The sequence below is a fragment of the Streptomyces sp. NPDC050549 genome (assembly GCF_040655035.1).
In the GTDB taxonomy this organism is placed as follows: domain Bacteria; phylum Actinomycetota; class Actinomycetes; order Streptomycetales; family Streptomycetaceae; genus Streptomyces.
In genome coordinates this window covers 1-22,795 of sequence record NZ_JBFAJD010000041.1, presented here as the reverse complement: position 1 = coordinate 22,795, position 22,795 = coordinate 1, and the positions used below count along the sequence as shown (strand labels likewise).

16 protein-coding genes are annotated in these 22,795 nt (G+C 70.6%); 8 read left to right on the top strand and 8 right to left on the bottom strand.

What is annotated here, in order from left to right:
* The first annotated feature begins 29 nt into the window (after positions 1 to 29).
* On the top strand, positions 30 to 1,301 hold the full coding sequence (efeB, locus tag AB0I51_RS39270) for an iron uptake transporter deferrochelatase/peroxidase subunit (RefSeq protein ID WP_362983172.1): 1,272 nt from the start codon (positions 30 to 32) through the stop codon (positions 1,299 to 1,301).
* A 134-nt stretch (positions 1,302 to 1,435) separates the two neighbouring features.
* Positions 1,436 to 2,599 carry a HoxN/HupN/NixA family nickel/cobalt transporter gene (locus tag AB0I51_RS39265; RefSeq protein WP_362983171.1) on the top strand — a complete coding sequence of 388 codons (1,164 nt, stop codon included), beginning with the start codon at positions 1,436 to 1,438 and terminating at the stop codon, positions 2,597 to 2,599.
* Positions 2,600 to 2,603: 4 nt separating this feature from the next.
* Here the strand turns inward: AB0I51_RS39265 and AB0I51_RS39260 are convergent, their stop codons facing one another.
* The 4 genes from AB0I51_RS39260 to AB0I51_RS39245 all read right to left on the bottom strand — a co-directional run bounded on the left by AB0I51_RS39260 (position 2,604) and on the right by AB0I51_RS39245 (position 6,942).
* Positions 2,604 to 3,563, bottom strand: coding sequence for a hypothetical protein (locus AB0I51_RS39260; protein WP_362983170.1), 960 nt, complete (start codon positions 3,561 to 3,563; stop codon positions 2,604 to 2,606).
* Between the two features lie 10 nt (positions 3,564 to 3,573).
* A complete protein-coding gene (locus AB0I51_RS39255) occupies positions 3,574 to 5,046 on the bottom strand; it encodes an APC family permease (protein ID WP_362983169.1) in 1,473 nt (490 codons plus the stop codon).
* Between the two features lie 225 nt (positions 5,047 to 5,271).
* On the bottom strand, positions 5,272 to 6,675 hold the full coding sequence (gene sthA, locus AB0I51_RS39250; RefSeq protein ID WP_362983168.1) for a Si-specific NAD(P)(+) transhydrogenase: 1,404 nt from the start codon (positions 6,673 to 6,675) through the stop codon (positions 5,272 to 5,274).
* A gap of 69 nt (positions 6,676 to 6,744) precedes the next feature.
* Complete coding sequence (locus AB0I51_RS39245) at positions 6,745 to 6,942, bottom strand: hypothetical protein (protein WP_362983167.1); 198 nt, start codon at positions 6,940 to 6,942, stop codon at positions 6,745 to 6,747.
* Positions 6,943 to 7,095: 153 nt separating this feature from the next.
* On the opposite strand from AB0I51_RS39245, the gene AB0I51_RS39240 reads away from it, so the two are divergent.
* From AB0I51_RS39240 to AB0I51_RS39230, 3 genes are all read left to right on the top strand, one after another.
* The gene (locus AB0I51_RS39240) at positions 7,096 to 8,931 is read left to right on the top strand and encodes a glycoside hydrolase family 15 protein (protein ID WP_362983166.1); all 1,836 of its coding nucleotides are present in this window, start codon (positions 7,096 to 7,098) and stop codon (positions 8,929 to 8,931) included.
* 125 nt (positions 8,932 to 9,056) lie between these two features.
* Complete coding sequence (locus AB0I51_RS39235) at positions 9,057 to 10,544, top strand: esterase (protein WP_362983165.1); 1,488 nt, start codon at positions 9,057 to 9,059, stop codon at positions 10,542 to 10,544.
* A gap of 61 nt (positions 10,545 to 10,605) precedes the next feature.
* Positions 10,606 to 10,995, top strand: coding sequence for a hypothetical protein (locus AB0I51_RS39230; RefSeq protein WP_362983164.1), 390 nt, complete (start codon positions 10,606 to 10,608; stop codon positions 10,993 to 10,995).
* A gap of 3 nt (positions 10,996 to 10,998) precedes the next feature.
* Here AB0I51_RS39230 and AB0I51_RS39225 read toward each other — a convergent pair whose 3' ends face one another.
* Complete coding sequence (locus AB0I51_RS39225; RefSeq protein ID WP_362983163.1) at positions 10,999 to 13,725, bottom strand: SpoIIE family protein phosphatase; 2,727 nt, start codon at positions 13,723 to 13,725, stop codon at positions 10,999 to 11,001.
* A 76-nt stretch (positions 13,726 to 13,801) separates the two neighbouring features.
* Positions 13,802 to 16,345, bottom strand: coding sequence for a SpoIIE family protein phosphatase (locus tag AB0I51_RS39220; RefSeq protein ID WP_362983162.1), 2,544 nt, complete (start codon positions 16,343 to 16,345; stop codon positions 13,802 to 13,804).
* A gap of 517 nt (positions 16,346 to 16,862) precedes the next feature.
* Here AB0I51_RS39220 and AB0I51_RS39215 point away from each other — a divergent pair.
* Complete coding sequence (locus AB0I51_RS39215) at positions 16,863 to 18,038, top strand: cytochrome P450 (protein WP_362983161.1); 1,176 nt, start codon at positions 16,863 to 16,865, stop codon at positions 18,036 to 18,038.
* A 28-nt stretch (positions 18,039 to 18,066) separates the two neighbouring features.
* Here AB0I51_RS39215 and AB0I51_RS39210 read toward each other — a convergent pair whose 3' ends face one another.
* Positions 18,067 to 18,561 (bottom strand): MarR family transcriptional regulator, encoded by a 495-nt coding sequence (locus AB0I51_RS39210; protein ID WP_362983160.1) that lies wholly within the window; start codon positions 18,559 to 18,561, stop codon positions 18,067 to 18,069.
* A gap of 98 nt (positions 18,562 to 18,659) precedes the next feature.
* Here AB0I51_RS39210 and AB0I51_RS39205 point away from each other — a divergent pair, with 98 nt between their 5' ends.
* Positions 18,660 to 19,937: a multidrug effflux MFS transporter gene (locus tag AB0I51_RS39205; protein ID WP_362983159.1), complete on the top strand. Its 1,278-nt coding sequence runs from the start codon at positions 18,660 to 18,662 to the stop codon at positions 19,935 to 19,937.
* 555 nt (positions 19,938 to 20,492) lie between these two features.
* On the opposite strand, the gene AB0I51_RS39200 is transcribed toward AB0I51_RS39205, so the two are convergent.
* Positions 20,493 to 22,076 (bottom strand): FMN-binding glutamate synthase family protein, encoded by a 1,584-nt coding sequence (locus AB0I51_RS39200; protein ID WP_362983158.1) that lies wholly within the window; start codon positions 22,074 to 22,076, stop codon positions 20,493 to 20,495.
* A 252-nt stretch (positions 22,077 to 22,328) separates the two neighbouring features.
* On the opposite strand from AB0I51_RS39200, the gene AB0I51_RS39195 reads away from it, so the two are divergent.
* On the top strand, positions 22,329 to 22,679 hold the full coding sequence (locus AB0I51_RS39195; protein ID WP_362983157.1) for a PRC-barrel domain containing protein: 351 nt from the start codon (positions 22,329 to 22,331) through the stop codon (positions 22,677 to 22,679).
* Positions 22,680 to 22,795: the final 116 nt, after the last annotated feature.

Genomic DNA, 22,795 nt, shown 5'->3' with positions numbered 1-22,795 from the left:
GCACTGGCCGTAGTGAAGGGAACCGTCCGATGTCCACTGCCGAAACCCCGGTCTGCCCGGCCGGAGCCGGCCGTCGCTCCTTCGTCCGGACGGCGCTCGGTGCCGGGGCCGCCGGAGCGGTGCTGGCCGGCGGGGCGTTCGCGCTCGCCGAGACCGGTGGCACGGCCCAGGCGCAGGCCGCGGACACCACGAACGCGGCGAAGGTGCCCTTCCACGGCACCCATCAGGCGGGCATCCTCACCCCCGCCCCTGCCGCCGCGACCTTCGTGTCCCTCGACGTGATCGCCGACAACCGTGCCGAACTGGCCGACCTGCTGCGCACGATCACCGAACGGGTCCGCTTCCTCACCTCCGGCGGTACCCCCGCCGACCCCGGTGTCGGCGCGCCGCCCGCCGACAACGGCATCCTCGGACCGGAGGTCCCCGCCGACGCCCTCACGGTGACCGTCGGTGTCGGCGCCTCCCTCTTCGACGACCGCTACGGACTGGCCAGAGCCAAGCCGATCCGGCTGACCCCGATGAGGACCTTCCCGAACGACAACCTGCGCGCCGCCGAATGCCACGGCGACCTGTCGCTCCAGGTGTGCGGTGCCCGTCAGGACACGGTGCTGCACGCGCTGCGCGACATCGCCCGGCACACGCGGGGTGGGATGCAGATCAAATGGCGCATCGACGGCTTCCAGAACACCCCGCGCCCCACCGGCGCCCAGCGCAATCTGCTCGGCTTCAAGGACGGCATAGCCAACCCGGACGTGAAGTCCGCCCGTGAGACCGACCGGCTGGTCTGGGTCGGCGACGGACAGGGTGAGCCCGCCTGGGCGAGCGGCGGCAGCTACCAGGTGATCCGGATCATCCGCATGCTGGTCGAGTTCTGGGACCGGGTCTCGCTCAGCGAACAGGAGCTGATGTTCGGCCGCCGCAAGGACACCGGCGCCCCGCTGGACGGCGCCAAGGAGACCGACATCCCGCACTACGCCAAGGATCCCAAGGGCACGGCGATCCCGCTCGACGCCCACATCCGCCTCGCCAATCCGCGCACCGCGGCCACCGACACCTCGCGCATCCTGCGCCGCGGCTACAACTACGACCGGGGCATCGACACCGTCGGCAACCTCGACATGGGCCTGGTCTTCTGCTGCTACCAGCAGGACGTGAAGCGGCAGTTCGAGGCGACCCAGACCCGGCTGATCGACGAACCCCTGGTCGACTACATCTCCCCGACGGGCGGCGGCTATTTCTTCGCGCTGCCCGGTGTGCGGGACGCCAAGGACTGGCTCGGGCGGGGTCTGATGGCCGCCTGAACAGGTACTTTTCCTTTCCTTGGGTAAGACCTGCCGTGGGCTTTGCCGACCGTTACTGCATATAGGTTGCAGGTACGGGAGGATGGCACGAGGTTGTAGTCCGCGACCTCGTCCCCGGCAGAAAGACCCCCTCGATGACGGCCGCCCCCGAGTCCGCTCCGACCCTCCCCGTCACGGCCGCGACCCCGCGGCCGTCGGTCTGGCACCGCGTCCGTACGTCCATGACGCGGCAGGAGTGGACCAGGGTCGGCGGCATGGCCGGCTTCATCCTGGCGCTGCATGTGATCGGCTGGTTCACGCTCGTGTGGATCGTCGCGCCGGGGCACTACAGCGTCGGCGAGAAGTCCTTCGGCATCGGCATGGGCGTCACCGCGTACACACTCGGCATGCGGCACGCGTTCGACGCGGACCACATCGCGGCCATCGACAACACGACCCGCAAGCTGATGAGCGAGGGGAAGCGGCCCCTGTCGGTGGGCTTCTGGTTCTCGCTCGGCCACTCCAGCATCGTCTTCGGCCTGACGCTCCTGCTCTCCCTCGGCGTCAAGGCGCTGGCTGGCCCGGTCCGCGACGACAACTCCCAGCTCCACGACGTCACCGGCCTGATCGGTACGACCGTCTCGGGAACCTTCCTCTACGTCATCGCCGGCATCAACCTCGTCATCCTGACCGGTATCTGGAAGGTGTTCCGCCAGATGCGCTCGGGCGACTTCGACGAGGCCGCACTTGAGGAGCACCTGAACAACCGGGGCTTCATGAACCGCATCCTGGGCCGCTTCATGAAGTCGATCACCAAGTCGTGGCAGATGTACCCGCTGGGCCTGCTGTTCGGTCTGGGCTTCGACACGGCGACCGAGATCGCGCTGCTGGTGCTCGCGGGCTCGGGTGCCGCGTCCGGCCTGCCCTGGTACGCGATCCTGTGCCTGCCGGTGCTGTTCGCCGCGGGCATGTCGCTGCTCGACACGATCGACGGCACCTTCATGAACTTCGCCTACGGCTGGGCCTTCTCCAAGCCGGTGCGCAAGGTCTACTACAACCTCACCGTCACCGGTCTGTCCGTCGCCGTCGCCCTGATCATCGGCACCGTCGAACTCCTGGGCCTGTTCGCCGAGAAGCTCGACCTGCACGGCTTCTTCTGGGACTGGATCGCGGGCCTCGACCTCAACGTCATCGGCTTCGTCATCGTCGGCCTCTTCTTCGCGACCTGGGCCGTGGCCCTGCTGGTGTGGAAGTTCGGCCGCATCGAGGACAAGTGGACGGCGGACCTGGCCCAGCCGGCGGAGCAGCCCGCCGAGTAGCCCGTCAGGAGCGGACCCCCAACTCCTTCCGCCACTTCACGACCTGCTTCTCCGCGTCCCCGGTGTACGACCAGGGGGTCGGCGTCGCCCGACGCCCCATCATGCCGACCACGGCCGCCGCCACGTCCCTCGTCCCGGCGTAACAGGCCGCGTGGGCAAGGTAGTTGAGGTCGCGAAGTTCGCCGGGCGGGATCGCGCCTTCCTCCCGGGCCGCGATCCAGCGCTGCCAGGTCCGGCGTACGTCGCTGACGGCGCCGTCGTGCGTCCAGTGCTGGCCGAGGCCCACCGCGGCCTGTTGGCCCTTGGCGGCGTCGAGGACGTAGCGGTACTCCTCGACCCGCGCGTACTGCACCAGTACCGGCAGTGGGCAGCCGGGTGGTGCCACGCCCGCCGCGTCGCGGGCGAAGTCGTACATCAGGCCGTGGCTGCCGTGCCAGCGGGAGGAGTAGTAGTGGAGGACCTGGAGGTGGCCCTCGACGCTGTAGGGGTCGCGCCGGTGCAACTCGTCCCACCAGCGGGCGAGTTCCTGCCGCCGTACGCCCGCGGGGTAGAGGCGGGCGACGGAGATCAGGGAGATCCACGGTGTGGGGTCGTCCGGATAGATCTCCGCGGCCTGGAGGCAGGCCATGACGGCGGTGTCGATACGGTTGCGGTCGATGGGCACGCCCCGGCCCGCCGCGATGGCCAGGTTGAAGGCCCGGGCGGTCTCCGTGGCCGCCCGCAGCGTGAGCGCGTCGCCGCTGCCGGGTTCGGCGGCCAGCCACGACTCCACCGTCGAACTGCTCGCGCAGGCCTGTGCGAGCATCCGGACGCGGTGGCCGCGGGCGAGCCAGTGCGCACCGGTGTTCCGCAGCAGGTCCCGCAGCCCCTGCCAGCGGCCGATGACGATGTCGTGCCGGGCTGAACTGAGGGGCGCGTCCCCGCAGTCGGGATCGAAGTCGGGGGTGAAACGGTCTCGCGCCATCGGGTGCCCCTCAGAAGTCCGTCGGGAGACCCTGGTGGACCCGGGACTGTTCGGGCACGAAGTCGTCGGGGACGTAGTCCGTCTCCACGGTGTGCGTGGCGTCGAGCCGCGAGGGCCGGTAGTAGTCGCTGCCCTGCTTCCAGTACCAGAGCATCGGGATCAGGCCCACGGCCAGTCCGCCGATGCCGATGGCGATCGCGGCGGTGCTCAGGCTGCTCAGCGACTCGACGAAGATCCAGAACATGAACAGGGCGCCGAACAGCGGCCACAGCCCGCCGAAGAGGAAGTTCCCTGCCGACTTGAAGAGCATCTTGCGGTAGGCGACGACCACCGCGAGGCCCGCCAGACCGTAGTACACGGCGATCTGAAGGCCTATCGCCGAGATCGCGTCGGCGAGGATCTCGCCCACCGAACCGAGCGCGTTGGAGGCGATGAACATCGCCAGCGCCACCCCGCCGACCACGACGATCGCCACCCAGGGCGTGTTCCAGGTGCGGTGCACCCGGCCCAGCGCGGCCGGCATCGTACGGTCGCGGCCCATCGCGAACAGCGACCGCGTGACCTGGATGAGCGTGGTCTCCAGGGTCGCGATGGTGGACAGCATCACCGAAACGATCAGCAGCTTGCCGCCCCAGCCCGGCCAGATCTCGTCACCGAGCACGGCCAGCACATTCGCGTCGTTGCTCTCGATCTGCCGCGAGGACAGGATGACGTTCACCGCGATGGTGAACACCTCGAACAGCAGGAACACGATGCCGACACCGATCAGACCCGCGAGTCCGGTCGTACGACGGCTGTTGCGGGTCTCCTCGCTGAGGTTGCTGGTGACGTCCCAGCCCCAGTAGTAGAACGCGGCGATGAGCGCGCCCGACGCGAAGCCGGACACTCCGTCGAAGTGGCTGAGGCCCAGCCAGGACCAGTCGAAGACGCGGGCGTTGTCGGTGTGGACGATGGCGAGTGCCGCGAACAGCGCGAGGATCCCCAGCTCGACACCGGACATGACGAGCTGGGCCCGGACGGTGAGCCGGGCGCCGCCGAGCACCACGAGCAGCATGATCACGAACCAGGCCGCGCCGACGACCGTCGACAACGCCGTGTTGTCGGCGAGGCCCTGGTCGAAGAGGGAGAGGGTCATCGACCCGGCGGGCAGTGACCCGGCGACCATGAAGATGGTGGCGGAGATCACCAGCGCCCAGCCGCTGATGAAGCCCAGAAAGGGGTGCAGGGTGCGCCCCACCCAGGAGTAACTGGCGCCCGCGTTCACGTCGATGCGGCCGAGGTAGCTGAAGGCCAGCGCGATGCCCAGCATGGGTATCGCGCAGTAGAGGAGGGCGGCCGGACTGGCCAGGCCCACCGCGCCGACCAGGACCGCGGTGGTCGCCGCGATCGAGTACGCCGGGGCGCTGCCCGCCACGGCCATCACCACGGTGTCGAACGTACCGAGGGCGTTGGCCTGCAGCCCTCTGCCCCTGTTGTTGCTCATGGATGCGCTGCTTTCCGTCTTGCACGACGTGCGGAGTTGAGCGGACCGGCCCCGGACCCGGAGAGGGGTGGCCTCGGGTCGAGTGGCCGGTCGGAACAACAGATAGGGAATGGTGGATACCGCTTAACCGCTGCGTCGGCGGACGGTCACACCGTGTGTGGGTGTGATGATAGCCGTAGCTCTTGACCTTTCAAGATTGACCAGCGAGTAATCTCCTGTGAACGATCAGTCGCCGAGTCGGTCGATCTGCCGCAGTTTGTTCGTCGCGTCGAGGGCGGCGACCTTGTAGGACTCCGCCAGCGTCGGGTAGTTGAAGACCGCGTCCACGAGATAGTCGACCGTTCCGCCGCAGCCCATCACCGACTGGCCGATGTGAATGAGCTCCGTCGCACCGGTGCCGAAGCAGTGCACGCCGAGCAGGGTGCGGTCGGTGGGGGAGACCAGCAGCTTCAGCATGCCGTGCGAGTCGCCGATGATCTGGCCGCGCGCGAGTTCGCGGTAGCGGGAGATACCGACCTCGAAGGGCACGCACTCCTCGGTGAGTTGATCCTCCGTCTTCCCGATGAAGCTGATCTCCGGAATGGTGTAGATGCCGATCGGCTGCCGGTCGTCGATCCGGTGCACCGGCTCACCGCAGGCGTGGTACGCGGCCGTACGGCCCTGTTCCATCGAGGTCGCCGCGAGCGCCGGGAAGCCGATGACGTCGCCGACGGCGTAGATGTGCGGGACCGCGGTGCGGTAGTTCTCGTCGACGTCGATCCGGCCGCGCCGGTCGGCGGACAACCCGGCCTTGTCCAGGTCGAGTTCGTCGGTCAGGCCCTGCCGGCCCGCGGAGTACATCACCGCGTCGGCCGGGATCTTCTTGCCGCTCTCCAGGACCGTCAGCGTGCCGTTGGTGTGCCGCTCGACTGCGGCCACGGTCTCCCCGAAGCGGAAGGTCACGGCGAGGTCCCGCAGGTGGTACTTGAGCGACTCGATGACCTCCAGGTCGCAGAAGTCCAGCATGCCGGCGCGCTTCTCGACCACGGTGATCTTGCTGCCGAGGGCGGCGAACATGGAGGCGTACTCCATGCCGATGACACCGGCCCCCACGATGACCATGGACCGCGGGACCTTGGGCAGGTCCAGGACGTTGTCCGAGTCCATGATGGTCTGCCCGTCGAACTCGACGGTGTCCGGCCGCGCGGGGCGCGTACCGGTGGCGATGATGATGTTCTCCGCGGACAACAGCCGTTCGTGGCCGGTGACTTCGGTCAGCGCGATGGTGTGCGGGTCGACGAAGCGGCCCGTGCCGGCGAACAGCGAGACCTGGTTGCGGGACAACTGGTTGCGGATGACGTCCACTTCACGGCTGACCACGTGCTGCGTCCGCGCGGTGAGGTCGCCGACGGTGATGTCGTCCTTCAGGCGGTAACTCTGCCCGTACAGATCGCGCTGGGTGAGGCCGGTGAGATACAGCACCGCCTCGCGCAGGGTCTTGGAGGGGATGGTCCCGGTGTGGATGGAGACGCCGCCCACCATGTTCGGGCGGTCGACGACGGCGACCCGGCGGCCGAGCTTGGCCGCGGCGATGGCGGCCTTCTGGCCACCCGGTCCTGAACCGATCACAAGCATGTCGAAGTCGGGCACCTCCGGAGTCTGTCAGCCGGAGCACCCTCTCCGAAAGGGTGAACGGGCAACCAGGTGCCGGGGAGACGGCTAGGGGAGCAGTTTGTCCAGCGCGGCCGCCCCCTCCGCCTCGATCTTCCGCCTGGCCCACTCCAGGTTCGCGGGCGTGACGTCCCGGCCGGTGGCCAGGACCAGGTCCTCCGGGGCCACCTCGGTACCGGTGCGGGTGTGCAGCAGGGCATCCGGAGTGGCGCGTTCGGAGCCTTCATGGGGTCGCGCTGTCGACATGGTGCCTCCTCGTCGAGACCGGGCACGTGCCGTTGGTCCCACTCCCACGATTCCGTGCCCGACTCCAGTGTGCATCCGGAAGAGTGGCCGACGGAGAACCTGAACCTAAGCTGGACATGGCCCGCGCGGGCCCGAACCAGGGAGGCTGCCGCGATGGTCGACATCCCGTCCCACCAGGACACCCCCACCGGACCCGGATATCTGCCCATCGCCGAGCACGGACTGATCGGCGATCTGCGGAGCGTGGCCCTGGTGGGCACCAACGGCACGATCGACTGGTACTGCTGCCCGTCCTTCGACGCCCCCAGCGTCTTCGCCGCGATCCTGGACGCGGAGCGCGGCGGCTCCTTCGAGCTCGCCGCGGCCGTACCCGCCCGCACCAAGCAGTTCTACTTCCCCGACACCAACGTCCTGATCACCAGGTTCTTCACCGAGGACGGCGTCGGCGAGGTCCAGGACTTCATGCCGGTGACCGGGGAGTCGGACGAGGCGGCCCGGCACCGCCTGATCCGCCGCGTGGTGTGCGTGCGCGGCTCGGTCCCGTTCCGGACCAGGGTCGCGCCCAGGTTCGACTACGGCGCCAGCCCGCACACCGCGCGGATGCTCGGCGACGTGGCCCTCTTCGAGTCCGCCGAGAAATCCCTCGCGCTCACCGCCACCGTGCCCCTGGAGTGCGACGAGGTCGACGTGTGGGCCGACTTCAAACTCGACGAGGGCGAGTCCGAGGTGTTCGCCCTCGACCAGGTCGACGGCGACGTCACACCCCGGGGCTGCGCCCGCACGGAGGCCGAGGACGAGTTCAACTCGACCGTCGCGTACTGGCGGCGCTGGCTGTCCCAGTCCCGCTACCGGGGCCGCTGGCGCGAGATGGTCCACCGCTCCGCCCTCACCCTCAAGCTGCTGACCTACGCCCCCACCGGCGCGATCGTCGCCGCCCCCACCACCAGCCTCCCCGAACAGCTCGGCGGCGAGCGCAACTGGGACTACCGCTACGTCTGGATCCGCGACGCCGCCTTCTGCGTCTACGCGCTGCTGCGCCTCGGCTTCACCGGCGAGGCGAAGGCGTTCATGCAGTTCGTGTCCCGCTACATCAGCCCCGGCGACGGCAACCCCTCCGGCCCGCTCCAGATCATGTACGGCATCGACGGCCGCACCGAACTCACCGAACGCGAACTGCCCCACCTGGAGGGCCACCAGAAGTCCGCCCCGGTCCGCGTCGGCAACGCCGCCGCCGACCAGCTCCAACTCGACATCTACGGCGCCCTCATCGACTCCATCTACCTCTACGACAAGTGGGCCGAGCCCATCTCCAGCGCCCAGTGGGACGACGTGTGCGCCCTGGTCGACTGGGTCTGCGTCCACTGGGACCAGCCCGACGAGGGCGTCTGGGAGACCCGCGGCGGCCGCAAGAACTTCCTGTACTCACGGCTGATGTGCTGGGTGGCGATCGAACGCGCCATCCGCCTCGCCAGCCGTCGCGGACTCCCCGCCAACCTGCCGTACTGGGGCGGCTGCCGCGACACCATCTACCGCCGCATCATGGACCGCGGCTGGTCCGAGACCCGTCAGGCCTTCGTCCAGTACGAGGGCAGCGACGTCCTCGACGCCGCGCTGCTGATGATGCCGCTGGCGAAGTTCATCGCGCCCACCGACCCCAAGTGGCTCTCCACACTGGACGCGTTGACCGAGGAACTGGTCTCCGACTCGCTCGTCTACCGCTACAACCCGCAGGCCAGCCCCGACGGACTCCGCGGCGACGAGGGCACGTTCTCGATCTGCTCCTTCTGGTACGTCGAGGCCCTGGTCCGGGCGGGCCGCGTCGACGAGGCCCGGCTCGCCTTCGAGAAGATGCTCACCTACGCCAACCATCTCGGCCTGTACGCCGAGGAGATCGGCCGCACCGGCGAGCAACAGGGCAACTTCCCCCAGGCGTTCACCCATCTCGCCCTGATCAGCGCCGCGTTCAACCTGGACCGGGCGCTCGGCTGATCCGTCTGTGCCACGCAACAGTTGTCACCGAGGTGTCACAGCACACCGAGGCACCACAACTCCCGCGCCATGTCCCGTGTCGAACCCGTTGACCGCAACAGATTTGACTCACGGGGGAACACATCATGACGAACGTGTCACGCAAGAAGGTCTCCGCCGCCGTCGCGTCCGCGACCTTCCTGCTCCTGGCCGGCGCCGGCATCGTCGCCGCGCCGGCCAGCTACGCGGGCGTCCCGGGCGGCACCAGCGCCGTCGACCGCAACAGCGACTTCAACGGGGACGGCTACGACGACGTCCTGATCGGCGCCCCGTCGGGCACCGTCGACGGCAAGGAGGGCGCCGGATACGTCACCGTGCAGTACGGCGCCCCGAACGGCATCGCCACCAACAACACGGTCCCCAAGGGCCGTACGGCCGTCATCAGCCAGTCCACGCCCGGCGTCCCCGGCACCTCGGAGACCTACGACTCCTTCGGCCAGGCGATCGCCACCGGCGACGTGGACGGCGACGGCTACGACGACGCGATCATCGGCGCGCCCGGCGAGGACGAGGGCACCGTCGAGAACGCGGGCCGCGTCACCGTCCTCTACGGCTCCAAGGCGGGCCTCGGAGCCGAGACGAACGACTCCTTCACCTCCGCCACGCCCACCGCCGGCGCCCGGTTCGGCCAGTCCGTGGCGGCGGCCCGCTTCACCGGGGCGACCGACACCGACGAGATGGCCGTACTCGACGACAACGGCGCCCAGATCTTCACCTACCACACCGGCATCCTGCACACGATGGGCGCCCTGAACACGACCACCCACCCCGGCGGCCACCGCCTCCAGCCCGCCTACCTCACCACCGGCGACTACGACCGCAACGGCTTCGCCGACCTGGTCATCTCGGGCTACAGCCCCGACGACGACTACCAGCAGGGCTGGTCGGCCCTCTACGCGGGCGGCGAGACCTCGCTGACCTACCGTCAGGACCTCAACGGCGGCCTCGGCACCGCCTCCGGCGACATCAACCACGACGGCTACGACGACCTGGTGCTGGGCCAGCTCAGCAGCGCCGACGACAAGGCCGAGGGCGACGACGGCGGCAAGATCGCCGTCTACTACGGCAGTTCGGAAGGCCCCGCCGGCCCCGCGGACTGGTGGTCGCAGAACTCCCCGGGCGTGCCCGGCACTTCGGAGCACGGCGACGCCTGGGGCAACGACCTGTCCGTGGGCGACGTGGACGGCGACGGCTACGCGGACGTGGCCGTCGGCGCGCCCGGTGAGGACATCGGCACCGTCCAGGACGCGGGCGCGGTGTGGCTGTTGCGCGGTTCGCACGAGGGCCTGACCGCGACCGGCGCCCAGTCCTTCGACCAGAACACCGCGAACATCCCCGGCACCGCCGAGGCCGACGACGCCTGGGGCTCCCAGGTCCGCCTGGCCGACACGAACCGTGACGGCCGCGCCGAACTCGTCGCCTCCGCACCGGGCGAGAACTCCGGTGACGGCTATGTGTGGTTGCTGCCTGCGGGCCCGGGCGGCCTGCTCGCGGAAGGCTCTTCGCTGTACGGCGCCGCGGACCTCGGCGGCGCGGCGAAGGCCGCCCGGTTCGGGGCGGCGATCGACGAGTAGGGGAGCGTGACGGCGCCCGCGGTCGGTGCGGGCGCCGCTTCCGACCTGGTTGGATGTGCGCATGGTGGTGGCACTGGTGGTCCTCGTGCTGGGCGGCTTCGTCACCGACCGGATCACGCGCAGGATGCGACCGCGCCGGGCCGTGACGTCCGGACGAGGACCCGTCTGCATGCTGAAGTGGCCCGAGAGGGAAGGCCGTTGGCGACCCGGACGGCTCGCGAAGGGCGCGGACGGCCTGTTGACCTGGACGCCCGCGCCGCGTGGTGTCGAGGTCGCCCTGCCGGCCGGGCTGCGCCGCACCAGGACACGCGAACCCACCTGGTGGCGCGAGGCGCTGGCGGTCAACCCCTCGTCCCGGATCCTGGAGTACGAGGCGGCTTGCGAGCCGCTGCTCATCGCCGTCTTCGTGAACGACTTCGACGTGATGGCGCCGAGTCTCGGCGAGGTGTAGGACTCACAACGCCTGTTCGGCCCAGATCACCTTGCCCGCCGGGGTGTACCGGGTGCCCCAGCGTTCGGAGAGCTGGGCCACCAGGAACAGGCCCCGCCCGCCCTCGTCGGTCATCGCCGCGTAGCGGAGGTGGGGCGAGGTGGTGCTGCCGTCGTAGACCTCGCAGATCAGGGTGCGGTCGCGCAACAGGCGGACGCGGACGGGGTCGTTGCCGTAGCGGATGGCGTTGGTGACCAGTTCGCTGAGGATGAGTTCGGTGGTGAACGTGAGCTCGTCCAGGCCCCAGTGGGTGAGTTGGCGGGTGACCGAGGCGCGCATGTCGGAGACGGCCGCGGGGTCGGACGGCACCTGCCATTCGGCGATCCGGTCGGCGCCGAGGGCGCGGGTGCGGGCGACGATCAGGGCGATGTCGTCGCTCGGCCGTACGGAGAGCTCCGAGTCGAGGACGGCCCGGCAGGTGTCCTCGGGCGAGTCGCCGGCCCGGGTGAGTGCCGTGCGCAGCATCTCCAGGCCCACGTCGATGTCGCGCTCCCGGTCCTCGACCAGTCCGTCCGTGTAGAGGACCAGCCGGCTGCCCTCGTCGAGCTTCAACTCGGCGGTCTCGAAAGGGAGTCCGCCGAGACCGAGCGGCGGACCGGCGGGGACGTCGGGGAACTCGACGGTGCCGTCCGGGCGGATCAGCGCCGGCGGCGGATGGCCGGCGCGGGCGACGGTGCAGCGCAGGGACACCGGGTCGTAGATGGCGTAGAGGCAGGTCGCTCCGGTGACCGGGGCGACACTGTCCTCGGTCGTCTCGTCCTGGTCGATGCGGCCGACCAACTCGTCCAGCAGACCGAGGAGTTCGTCCGGCGGCAGGTCCAGCGCGGAGAAGTTCAGGACCGCGGTGCGCAGCCGTCCCATGGTGGCCGCCGCGTGCAGGCCGTGGCCGACGACATCGCCCACGACCAGCGCGACCCGGGCGCCGGACAGGGGCAGTACGTCGAACCAGTCGCCGCCCACCCCGGCCTTCGCGGGCAGATAGCGGTAGGCGACGTCGAGCGCGGTCTGCTCGGGCAGCCGACGGGGCAGCAGGCTGCGCTGAAGGGTCACCGCCATGCCGTGCTCGCGGGTGTAGCGGCGGGCGTTGTCGATGGACACGGCGGCGCGGGCGACCAGTTCCTCGGCGAGGGCCAGCTCCTCCGAGTCGAAGGGCTCGGGCTTGTCGGAGCGCCAGAAGTTGACCACGCCCAGGATCAGCGCCCCGGCCCGCAGCGGCACGGTGATCAGCGAGTGGATGCCGTACTCCACGACCTGCGCGGTGCGCTCCGGATCCTGGGTGAGCCAGCCGGGTGCCTCGCCGAGCCGGGGTTCGACGACGGCGTCACCGGTGTCGAGGCTGCGCGCCTGCGGGGCGGAGTCCACGAACTGGATCTGCTTGCCGACCGGGTAGAGCGGCGCGTCGTCCCTGACCCCGCTGTACGCCGTGCGGCGCAGTTCGGTGCCGGGCTGGGGCTCTTCGCCGCTCAGGACGGCGTCGTAGAGGTCGACCGTGACGAAGTCCGCGAAGCGGGGCACGGCCAGTTCGGCGAGTTCCTCGGCGGTGCGGGTGACGTCCAGGCTGGTGCCGATGCCCACTCCGGCGTCGTAGAGCATGTTGAGGCGTTCGCGGGCGATCTCGGCGCGGCCGGAGAGGGCGCGCAGTTCGGTGGAGTCGCGGAGGGTCGTGACGCTGCCGGGCGGGCCGCCCTCCAGGTCGGTGGGGCGCTGGTTGACGGCGAGGAGCCGGCCGCCGACGCGGTGCACCTCGTCGGTCGCGACCCGCGCGGAGGCCAGCAGGGCGGTCATCTCGGCGTCGAGCCCGAGGTCGAGCACCAGGCGTCCCTCGCCGTTCTCGGGGAGGTCGAGGAGCTGGCGTGCCTCGTCGTTGGCGAGCAGCAGCCGGCCCTCACCGCTGACGATGATCACGCCCTCCCGCACGGCGTGCAGCACGGCGTCGTGGTGCTCGTACATCCGGGTCATCTCGTGCGGGCCCAGGCCGTGGGTCTGGTGCTGGAGGCGTCTGGTGACCAGGGCCGTGCCACCGAGGGCGAGGGCGAGCGCCACCCCCGCGGCGGTCAGCAGGAGCGGCAGCTGCTGGTCGGCGGCGCCGCCGACGTTCGCCTTCGTCACCCCGGCCGACACCAGACCGACGACCTTGCCGCCGGAGTCCTTGACCGGCACCACGGCCTGCACCAGCGGTCCGATGGTGCCGATGATCTCCTCGGTGACGACGTGACCGGCCAGCGCGGGCGCGATGTCCCCGACGAACTTCTTGCCGATGCGGTCCGGTTTGGGGTGGGTGTAGCGGATCCCGTCGGTGTTCATCACCACGATGAAGTCGACCTTGGACGCCTTGCGCGCGGCCTCGGCGCGCGGCTGGAGGATCGCCGTGGGGTTCGCGCTGTGCAGGGCCGCGACCGTGCCCGGCGCGTTGGCGAAGGTCTCGGCGACGGCCACCGACCGGTTGCGGGCCTCCTGGGTGCTGTCGTGCCGCACCTGGAGGACCTGCGCCACCACGGCCGACACGACCAGCAGCAGCACGATCACCAGCTGCAGCACGAACACCTGCCCGGCGACGCTGCGGTCGGCCAGACCGGTCCGCCGGTGCCGGTGTTCGCGCGCCCGACGGGCACGGTCGTACGGGCGCTGCGCGCGCAGACCGTCGGGGCGGTGGGTCGACCGGGCCCTTGGCCGACCCGTCAGGCGGACCATGTGCCCATGTCTACACTGCCCGACCTCAGGAGGCGAGGGGCGTCACACCCGGTGGCAGGCCGGGGCCCAACCGGGATCAAGGGTGCCTGCCGGGCTTGGCGCGCCTGGCCGCGAGCAGCAGTGCGATGTCGTCGGGGCGGTCGGCCGCGTGCCGGGCGGCCGTGGTGAGCCGGTCGGCGACCCCGGCGAGGGAACGCCCGCCCGGCCGTGCGGCGGGCCCGCCCGCCTTCGCGAGGGCGACGCGCAGAGCCGCGATGCCGTCGTCGATGTCGACACCGGGCCGCTCGACGAGGCCGTCGGTGTAGAGCGCCAGGATGGAGTCGGGCTCCAGCTGGAGTTCCGTCACGGGGTACTGGGCGTGCGGGTCCACCCCGAGTACTACGCCCCCGGGAATGTCCCAGACCCGGGTGCGGCCGTCCGGGGTACGGATCAGCGGCGGTGGATGCCCGGCCCTGGCGACCTGGACCAGTCCGCTCGCCGGGTCGAGACGGAGGTAGCAGCAGCTCGCGAACTGGCCGGGGTCGAGGTCGATGAGCAGATGGTTGGTGCCGCTCATCACCTCGTCGGGCGGCCGGTCGCCGAGGGCGAACGCCCTTACTGCGCTGCGGAGTTGACCCATGGTGGCGGCGGCCTGGACACCGTGCCCCTGGACATCGCCGATCACCAGGGCCAGACCGTCGCCGGACTCGACGACGTCGTACCAGTCGCCGCCCACCTCCATGCCCTGCGTGCCCGGCAGATAGCGGCCGGCGGTCTCCACCTGCGGGTGGGCCGACAGCCGGCGGGGGAGCAGGGCCTGCTGGAGGCCGCGGGCGAGGGCGGCCTCCGAGTCGTAGCGCTGGGCCTTCTCCATCGCGTGGGCGATCAGCCCGGCGAGGGCGGTCAGCACCGCGCGCTCCTCGGAGCTGAAGCTGCGGGCCCGGTCGAAGCCCAGGATGGCCGAGCCGACCGGGCGCCCGGACGCGATCAGCGGCAGGAACGCGCGGGCCCCCACCTCCGCGTCCAGCGGGATGCCCGGATAGGCCTCCGCGAGCTGCTGCATGGAGTCGAAGAAGAGCGGGCGCCCGGTGGTGAGGGTCTCGACGCCGGGCAGCCGGGCGTCGAGCCCGACCCCGTCGAAGGGGGCGAGGAAGCCCTGCGGGAAGCCGGTCTCCCAGGCCAGGTAGAGATGCCGTTCCTGCAGCAGGTAGATCGCCAGCCGCCGGCCGCCGAACGCGGGCAGCAGCTCCTTCATCACCACCGCCGACACCTGGCGGGCGGTGACGGCCTCCGTCAGCGCGATGGCGAGCACGATCGGCCGGTACAGCGGGGCGAGCGAGGTGACACCGTTCCCCGGGGCCTCGGCTCCCTCGGGGTGCACCGGCACCAGCGGGATCGGCGGGCCCGACACTCGGGTGGACGGCGCAACCGTGCAGGTCAGCTGGTCGTGGCCAGGATGGACCGCCAGCGCGAGCCAGTCACCCTCGTACGGCTCCGGCGGCTGCGTCTGCCCCTCCGGACGCCGGACGTGGAAGTGCACCGGCCCCAGCGACAGCAGGGCGCCGCGCAGCTGGTCCTCGCAGCCGATCTGGTTCAGCCAGGGCACGCCCTCCCACAGCGGGCGGCCGAGCAGCTCCTCGCGCGGGGTGCCCAGCAGCTGGGCGGCGCGTGGATTGGCGTAGGTGACCAGTCCCAGCCGGTCCAGACAGAACACGCCGTCGGGCAGCAGATCGGCTGCGCTGTCGGCGACCGGCGCGGGGCCCGGGTCCAGGACGACACCGCTGACCGGGTGTCCGCCGGCGGGCGGGACGGGCCCGGTGGCGGGCGTCCACAGGTCCAGCAGCCGGGGCGAGCCGTCCGCCGCCCGCACCCGCAGGGGCAGCGGCGGGGGTTTCCCGGCGGCCGTCGCGCGCAGCGCCGCCATGACCTGGTACGTGTCGCCCGGGGCGAGGGCGTCCGCCATGGCCCGGGCGGTTCCCGGGGACTGGCCGGGCTCGACGCCCAGCAGGGTGTGCAGAGCCCCGTCCCCGGTCACGACGGCCGTCGCCGGGTCCCAGGAGAACCGGGCCATCCGGCCCTCGGGGCGATGGGTGGCCGCCGTCCGGACGCACACCGGCTCGCCGTCCCAGGCGACGCACGGCCCGTCCTCGTCCTTGTGCTCGTCCTCCAGGTCCCGCAGCGCCGCGCCCAGCTCCTCGGCCAGCCGGGTCATGTGGTCGAGGCCGGACAGCACCTCGGTGGTGTCCGCGGCGGACGGCCGCAACACGGTGAGCACGCCGTACGTCGTCGACCCGCTCATGACCGGCACGTACTGCGAGCCGAACTGGAAGGGCAGACTGGCGGCGAACTGGGGGTAGCGGCGCATGCACTCCGCGGCGTTCGGCAGGACCACCTGGACGCCGAGCCGGTAGGCGTCCGCGACGGGGAACTTGTTGTCGACGCTCAGCCGGTTCCAGGGGCGGAACAGCGGCCCGGGCAGCCCCGCCAGCACGGCGAGGCGCAGCAGTCCGGGCGTGCTCGACCGCAGGTAGACGCCCCCGGAGTGGCCGCCGGCCGCGTCGATCGCCTCCGTCGAGGCGTCGATGAGCAGCTCGGCGAGCCGTCCGGGCGTCCCCTTCTCGCGCTGGGCACTCCCAGTCATCGGGGCTCTACCTCGTCCCTGTGGCGCCGGGTGGGTGACACAGCAAGAATGCGCCAGGACGCGGCTGGGGTCACCTGGGCGGACGGGATGGGCTGGAGAGGCACGGGTATCGCCGGTCCGTCGGTGTCTGATGAAGTGATCAAGAGTGACTCAAGTGTCGGTGTCGGTTTCGGTGGCGGGAGCCGGGTGCGGTGCGGTGTCGTCGGGTCGGGCCGAGGGAGCCGGATCAGGGCGTGAGTGGGCGGTTGTGACAGGGGAGTTGAGGCCCGACGTGCTTCTGTGACCGGGTCCGCGTCTCGTGGCGTTCAGGATGGCGCAAACTCCGCCTCTCGCGGGGCGAATTCGATCTGTTGCCCGCATTCGTCGGCGGCGACGGACGGGACGTCGCGACACACGGTGACCAGTACGTGCCATGCGGTTACGGCCGTCCCGTCGGGCGGCCCCACCCGCGGGCGGTCGCGCCCGAATTGTTAGCCTCGGCCATGGCCAGTTTCCCTCCGCCCCGACCTGGAGCGTGATGAGTACGGTCGCCGCCTACCCGCTCGGCGCCGGGACGACGCTCGCCGAACTCGCCCGCGACCCGCATCCACGGCTGGCGCGGCTCCGCGAGAGCGAACCCGTGTCCTGGCTGCCCGAGTTGGACGGCTGGCTGGTGACCCGGCGCGACCTCGCGCTCGGCGTGATGCGGGACGCGGCCACCTTCACGGTGGACGACCCCCGCTTCTCTACCGCCCAGGTCGTCGGCCCGAGCATGCTGTCCCTCGACGGGGAGCGGCACACCCGCCACCGCGAACCCTTCACCGCGCCCTTCCGGCCGCGCGAAGTACGGGACGGCTTCGCCTCGTTCATCGAGCGGGAGACCGACCGGCTCGTCACCGTGCTGCGACCGGCGGGCGCCGGCGAACTGCGCCGCGCCTTCGCCGGTCCGCTGGCGGTCGCCGTCGTGACCGAGGCGCTCGGACTGACCGGCACCACCCCGTCCACCGTGCTCTCCTGGTACGACGCCATCGTGCGGTCGGTCTCGGACATCACCGCCGGACACGCGGCGGGAGCCGCCGGTACGGCCGCCTACGCGGAACTGCGCGCGGCCGTCGAGGCCACCGTCGCCGACCGGGGCGGAGCCTCACTCCTGGTCTCGGCCGCCGGGCAGCTGACGGTGCCCGAAGTCGCCTCCAACGCCGCCGTGTTGATGTTCGGGGGCATCGAGACCACCGAAGCGATGATCACCAACGCGCTGCTGCACCTGCTTCGCCACCCCGACCAACTCGCCCGCGTCCGCGCCGACATGGGGCTGCTCGACGGCGCGATCGAGGAATCGCTGCGCCTCGAACCCGGCGCGGCCGTCGTGGATCGCTACGCCACCCGGGACACCGTCCTCGGCCCGGCCACGATCCGTGAGGGCGACCTGGTCACGGTCTCGCTCGCCGGCGCCAACCGTGATCCGGCGGTCTTCCCCGACCCCGACCGCTTCGACGTCCGCCGGGAGAACGCCCGTCTCCAACTCGCCTTCGCCCACGGCCCGCACTACTGCCTCGCCGCGCACCTCGCCCGCCTGGAGACCCGTATCGCCCTCCGTCACCTGCTCGACCGCCTCCCGTCCCTGCGCCTCGACCCGGACCACCCGACGGCCCCGCAGGGGCTGGTCTTCCGCAAGCCGCCGACGCTTCATGTGCGGTGGGACAGCGCGACCTGAAAGGGAGTGACGGAGCGTCAGGAGCCCTTCAGTCGCTGCCTACTTGACGCTCCATGACCTCCACCAGGCGCTCCAGCGCGTTCAGCACCCGGCCCCGGTCCTCGCCCAGGCCCGCCAACAGCTGTACTTCGGCGGCGAGTTGGCGGGGGAACAGTTCGTCCACGGCCTTGGCTCCGGCCGGGGTGATGGTCACCAGCGCGGCCCGCCGGTCGGCCGGATTCGGGGTGCGGGCGATGAGGCCGCGCTTCTCCAGCTTGCCCAGGGCCTTGCTGACCCCCGCACGGGACAGGCCCAGCCGCTCGGCGAGCCGGCGGGCGATCACCGGTTCGGTGGCATGGCGCAGGGGGATCAGCATGTCGACCTCTGGGGCGGTGAGCGCGGCTCCCGCGTAGAGGGGTTCCACCGCCCGGTTCAGGAGCCCGGTGGCGTGCTTGAGCAGGCCGATCAGCTCCATGGGGGAGGTGTCGAGGCCGGGGTTGTGCTCGGTCCACTGTGCGCGGACGTCGGCGGGGGAGGGCGACATGCGGCTCTTGTTCTCGCTTCCGGGACTTCAGGGACTTCGGTCGGGGCTGCAGGGATCTGTCATTGTTAACCGGTGAACCATCAGTTACCGTTACGGTCATGGTATCGCCGTCCCCCTTCCGTCCAGCCGCCGCGCACCCCGCGGCACCGGCCGACTCCAGCGACCCTTCCCGGCGCGCCGCCGTAGCCCTGGTCGCCGTCCTCGCCGCGCTGACCGCGGTCGCCCCGCTCGCGACCGACAAGTACGTCCCCGGGTTCCCCGCCATGGGGGACGCGCTCGGCGCGAGCAGCTCGGCCGTACAGCTGACGATGACCGCGTTCCTGGCCGGACTCGTCGTGGGACAGCTGCTCATCGGCCCCGTGAGCGACAGCCTCGGCCGCCGCGGGCTGCTGCTGTCCGGGACGGCGGCGTTCACGGTCTTCTCCGTCGCCTGCGCCCTCGCCCCCAACGTCGGTCTGCTCGCCGGCGCCCGGTTCCTCCAGGGACTGGCGGGCGCGGCCGGCATGGTGCTGGCCCGCGCCGTGCTCACCGACCGCTTCCACGGCGCCGAACTTCCGCGCTACTTCGCGGTGCTCTCCCAGATCATGGGCGTCGCACCGGTCGTCGCACCGGTCCTCGGCGGGGCGATCCTGGCCGTGTCGACCTGGCGCGCGGTGTTCGTCGTACTGACCGCGATGGGCGGGCTGTTGCTGCTGGGCGTCCTGCGCAAGGTCCCGGAGACCCTGCCGCCGGAGCGACGGCACACCGGCGGTATCACGAACACCTTCCGCGCGATGGGCGCGCTGCTCGGCCGCCGCACCTTCATGGGGTGCGTGCTCGTCCTCGCCTTCGTCTCGGCGGCGCTGTTCGCCTACATCAGCGGCTCCAGCTTCGTCTTCGAGAACCTGCACGGGGTGTCGGCCACGACGTACTCCCTCATCTTCGCCAGCAACGCCGTCGCCATGCTGATCGCCGGCGCGGCCTTCTCCCGACTCGCCGGACGAGTACGGCTGAACACCCTGCTCATGGCGGCGGTCGGCGTCGCCGCGCTGGGTGCGCTCACGCAGGTCGTACTGGTGCTGACCGTGGGGGAGACCCTCGCCGGCACCTGGATCAGCCTGTTCGTCACGGCCGGCGGCATCGGCATGGTCTTCCCGTCGGCCCTCAGCATCGGCCAGACCCTCGGCCGCACCGCCCCCGGCGCGGCCTCCGCCCTCCTCGGCGGCCTCCAGTTCCTGTTCGGCGCCCTCGCCGCGCCCCTGGTCGGACTGTTCGGTGAGGACAGCTCGCTGCCGATGGCGGTGATCATGCTGATCGCGGTGGCGGCGGCGGGAGTTGCGCTGGTGGGGCTGGCCAGGCCGTGGGAGGGGCTGGGGGAACCGGCGGCAACTGGGTAGCGACGGTCACCGGATCGTCCGGCATGGAGGGCGACGGTCGTCCCGTGGATCCGCCGGGACGGCAGGCCGTTGACGAAGTGCGTGGCACCGAAGCACAAGGCGGACAACAGGGCCGGGAATTCACCCATCGCACACCGCCTGCCCCCGAACACCGCCCCGACGCCCCAGCCGTTGTGCGCGCCACAGCGGCGTCGGACGAGCCAGTGGAGTGGAGGCGTGGACCCGGGGTGCGGCGCGTGCCGAGCCGAATCCTGCGCAACAGATTCACCTGGGCGGCCTGAAATGCTTTGTCGGGGGCACTCGGGTTTGTGCGGTGCCGGTGGGTGCCGCTCCCCGACGGAAAGAGAAAATCGTGTACATAGGCCTGGGTACTGTCGTCCTCATCATTGTCATCGTCGCTGTCGTCATGATGCTGCGTCGTCGCTGACCCGTGCCTCTTGTACCGCACGGTCAGCCATGACCACAGCCCGCCCCGGATCGCATTTCTCGGATCCCGGGCGGGCGTGGCCATTTCCGGTGCACGAATTCACATTTCGGAGCGCGGCGGCTGTCCACTCAGGTGGTGAAGTGGTCGGGGTCGGCGGCCTTCCAGTCGGCCGCCCAGTCGGCGGGCGGCTCGACCAGCAGCTGGCCGGGGGAGAGCCACTCGTACAGCACGTCGTAGGAGCGCACGGTCTGCGGGTCGATGCGCCGCCGCAGCATGTGCGGGTGGAGCTGGGCGGGGTCGGTAACTCCCATGGAGGCCATGATCTGGAGGGCGCTGCCGACGGTGGCCTCCTGGAGACGACGTACGCGCGCGGCCTTGTCGCCGACGTCCAGCGCACGGGCCCGTCGCGGGTCCTGGGTGGTGACACCGACGGGGCAGGTGTTGGTGTGGCAGCGCTGGGCCTGGATGCACCCGACCGCGAACATCATGGCGCGGGCCGCGTTGCCGTAGTCGGCGCCCTGGATCAGACGTTTGACCAGGTCGGCTCCGGTGGCGATCTTGCCGCTCGCGCCGATCCGGATCCGGTCCCGCAGGCCCGCGCCGACCAGTGCATTGTGCACGGTCATCAGGCCCTCGGTGAGCGGTGTGCCGATGTGGTCGGCGAATTCGAGCGGGGCGGCACCCGTGCCGCCCTCCGCGCCGTCGACGATGATGAAGTCCGGCGCGGTGCCCTCCTCGATCATCGCCTTGCACACGGCCAGGAACTGGCGCCGCGACCCGACGCACAGCTTGAAACCGGCCGGCTTGCCGCCGGACAGCTCCCGCATCCGCGCGATGAAGCGGACCAGTTCACGGGGCGTGGAGAAGACCCGGTGGTACGGCGGTGAGACGACCGTCTCTCCCTCGGGGACGTCCCGCACCCGGGCGATCTCAGCGTTGACCTTGGCCCCGGGCAGTACGCCCCCGATCCCGGGTTTGGCACCCTGCGACAGCTTCAGCGACACACATTTGACGCTCTCCCCCGACGCCTTCTCGGCGAACTCCCCGGCATCGAAGTCCCCGTCGCGGGTCCGGCAGCCGAAGTAGCCGGTGCCGATCTCCCAGACCAGGTCACCGCCCGGGCGCAGGTGGTACTCCGACAGCCCGCCCTCACCGGTGTCGTGCGCGAAACCGCCCGCCGCGGCGCCCTGGTTGAGCGCCAGGACGGCGTTGGCGGACAGTGAGCCGAAGCTCATCGCGGAGACGTTCAGCAGTGCCATGTCGTACGGCCGGGTGCAGTCCGGGCCTCCGATCCGTACGCGCGGCGGGTGTTCGGGCACCGGACGGGGAGCCATCGAGGGCACCAGGTACTCGTATCCCGCCTGGTACACGTCGCGTTCGGTGCCGAACGGTTCCTCGGCGGCGGTGCCCTTGGCCCGTTCGTAGACGATGCTGCGGATGTCCCGGTCGAAGGGCCGGCCGTCGAAGTTCCGCTCCACGAAGTACTGCTGGAGCTCGGGACGGATGCGCTCCAGCAGGAAGCGGGCGTGCCCGATCACCGGGTAGTTGCGCAGCACCGAGTGCCGCCGCTGGGTCAGGTCCCACACACCGATCACGCCGAGCGCGGCCAGTGGCACGGCGGCCACCCACCACCAGGGCGATACCGCCACGGCAACAACGACAACTGCGAGTGCGGCACTCACGACCACCGCGACGATTCCGGTTCTCAGCACGTCCCCCGAGTAACCCGCTTGGCCTGTCTCATGCGGACCGACCGCGCCGACCGGGCATTCCGCGCCGGCAACGCGGTTATGTTGATTTTTGTACTTGTCCTGCCCCGGTATTCGATGGCGCGAGGAACGCCATCAATGAATGGATGGAGGTGTGGGACGGAAAACGATGGGCACCCGACCTGCCGAGGGTCGCCCACCGAAATACCGGACGGGCTTCCTCGGTATTCACGCATTGCAAGGGGAGGTTTTTGTATGACGGACAATATGTGGGGTTACCAGGCCGAGTCCGGCCACCAGCCCGGGATGGACCTGACCGGGTTCAAGGTCGAGGCGAGCGACGGCTCGATCGGCAAGGTCGACAAGCACTCCGAGGATGTCGGAGCCGCGTACATCGTCGTCGACACCGGAGTGTGGATCTTCGGCAAGCAGGTGCTGCTCCCGGCCGGTGTCATCTCGTCCGTCGACGTGGCGGAGCGGACGGTCCACGTCGGCCGCACCAAGGACGAGATCAAGAACTCCCCCGAGTTCGACAAGGACAAGCACATCGGTGACGCCGGCTACCACGAGCAGGTCGGTGGCTACTACGGAGACCACCGAGCCTGACCGTCGCTCAGTGGCACAGAGGGGCGGGCACCGGCGTGCTTGTCCTTGTCGAACTCGGGGGAGTTCTTGATCTCGTCCTTGGTGCGGCCGACGTGGACCGTCCGCTCCGCCACGTC

What these genes read in the sequence shown, in the direction of transcription:
- AB0I51_RS39265 (WP_362983171.1), top strand. Translation starts at nt 1,436, where the DNA reads ATGACGGCCGCCCCCGAGTCCGCTCCGACCCTCCCCGTCACGGCCGCG.
- AB0I51_RS39240 (WP_362983166.1), top strand. Translation starts at nt 7,096, where the DNA reads ATGGTCGACATCCCGTCCCACCAGGACACCCCCACCGGACCCGGATAT.
- AB0I51_RS39235 (WP_362983165.1), top strand. Translation starts at nt 9,057, where the DNA reads ATGACGAACGTGTCACGCAAGAAGGTCTCCGCCGCCGTCGCGTCCGCG.
- AB0I51_RS39205 (WP_362983159.1), top strand. Translation starts at nt 18,660, where the DNA reads ATGGTATCGCCGTCCCCCTTCCGTCCAGCCGCCGCGCACCCCGCGGCA.
- AB0I51_RS39195 (WP_362983157.1), top strand. Translation starts at nt 22,329, where the DNA reads ATGACGGACAATATGTGGGGTTACCAGGCCGAGTCCGGCCACCAGCCC.
- AB0I51_RS39255 (WP_362983169.1), bottom strand. Translation starts at nt 5,046, where the DNA reads ATGAGCAACAACAGGGGCAGAGGGCTGCAGGCCAACGCCCTCGGTACG.
- AB0I51_RS39260 (WP_362983170.1), bottom strand. Translation starts at nt 3,563, where the DNA reads ATGGCGCGAGACCGTTTCACCCCCGACTTCGATCCCGACTGCGGGGAC.
- AB0I51_RS39245 (WP_362983167.1), bottom strand. Translation starts at nt 6,942, where the DNA reads ATGTCGACAGCGCGACCCCATGAAGGCTCCGAACGCGCCACTCCGGAT.
- AB0I51_RS39230 (WP_362983164.1), top strand. Translation starts at nt 10,606, where the DNA reads ATGGTGGTGGCACTGGTGGTCCTCGTGCTGGGCGGCTTCGTCACCGAC.
- AB0I51_RS39220 (WP_362983162.1), bottom strand. Translation starts at nt 16,345, where the DNA reads ATGACTGGGAGTGCCCAGCGCGAGAAGGGGACGCCCGGACGGCTCGCC.
- AB0I51_RS39210 (WP_362983160.1), bottom strand. Translation starts at nt 18,561, where the DNA reads ATGTCGCCCTCCCCCGCCGACGTCCGCGCACAGTGGACCGAGCACAAC.
- AB0I51_RS39225 (WP_362983163.1), bottom strand. Translation starts at nt 13,725, where the DNA reads ATGGTCCGCCTGACGGGTCGGCCAAGGGCCCGGTCGACCCACCGCCCC.
- AB0I51_RS39215 (WP_362983161.1), top strand. Translation starts at nt 16,863, where the DNA reads ATGAGTACGGTCGCCGCCTACCCGCTCGGCGCCGGGACGACGCTCGCC.
- efeB (WP_362983172.1), top strand. Translation starts at nt 30, where the DNA reads ATGTCCACTGCCGAAACCCCGGTCTGCCCGGCCGGAGCCGGCCGTCGC.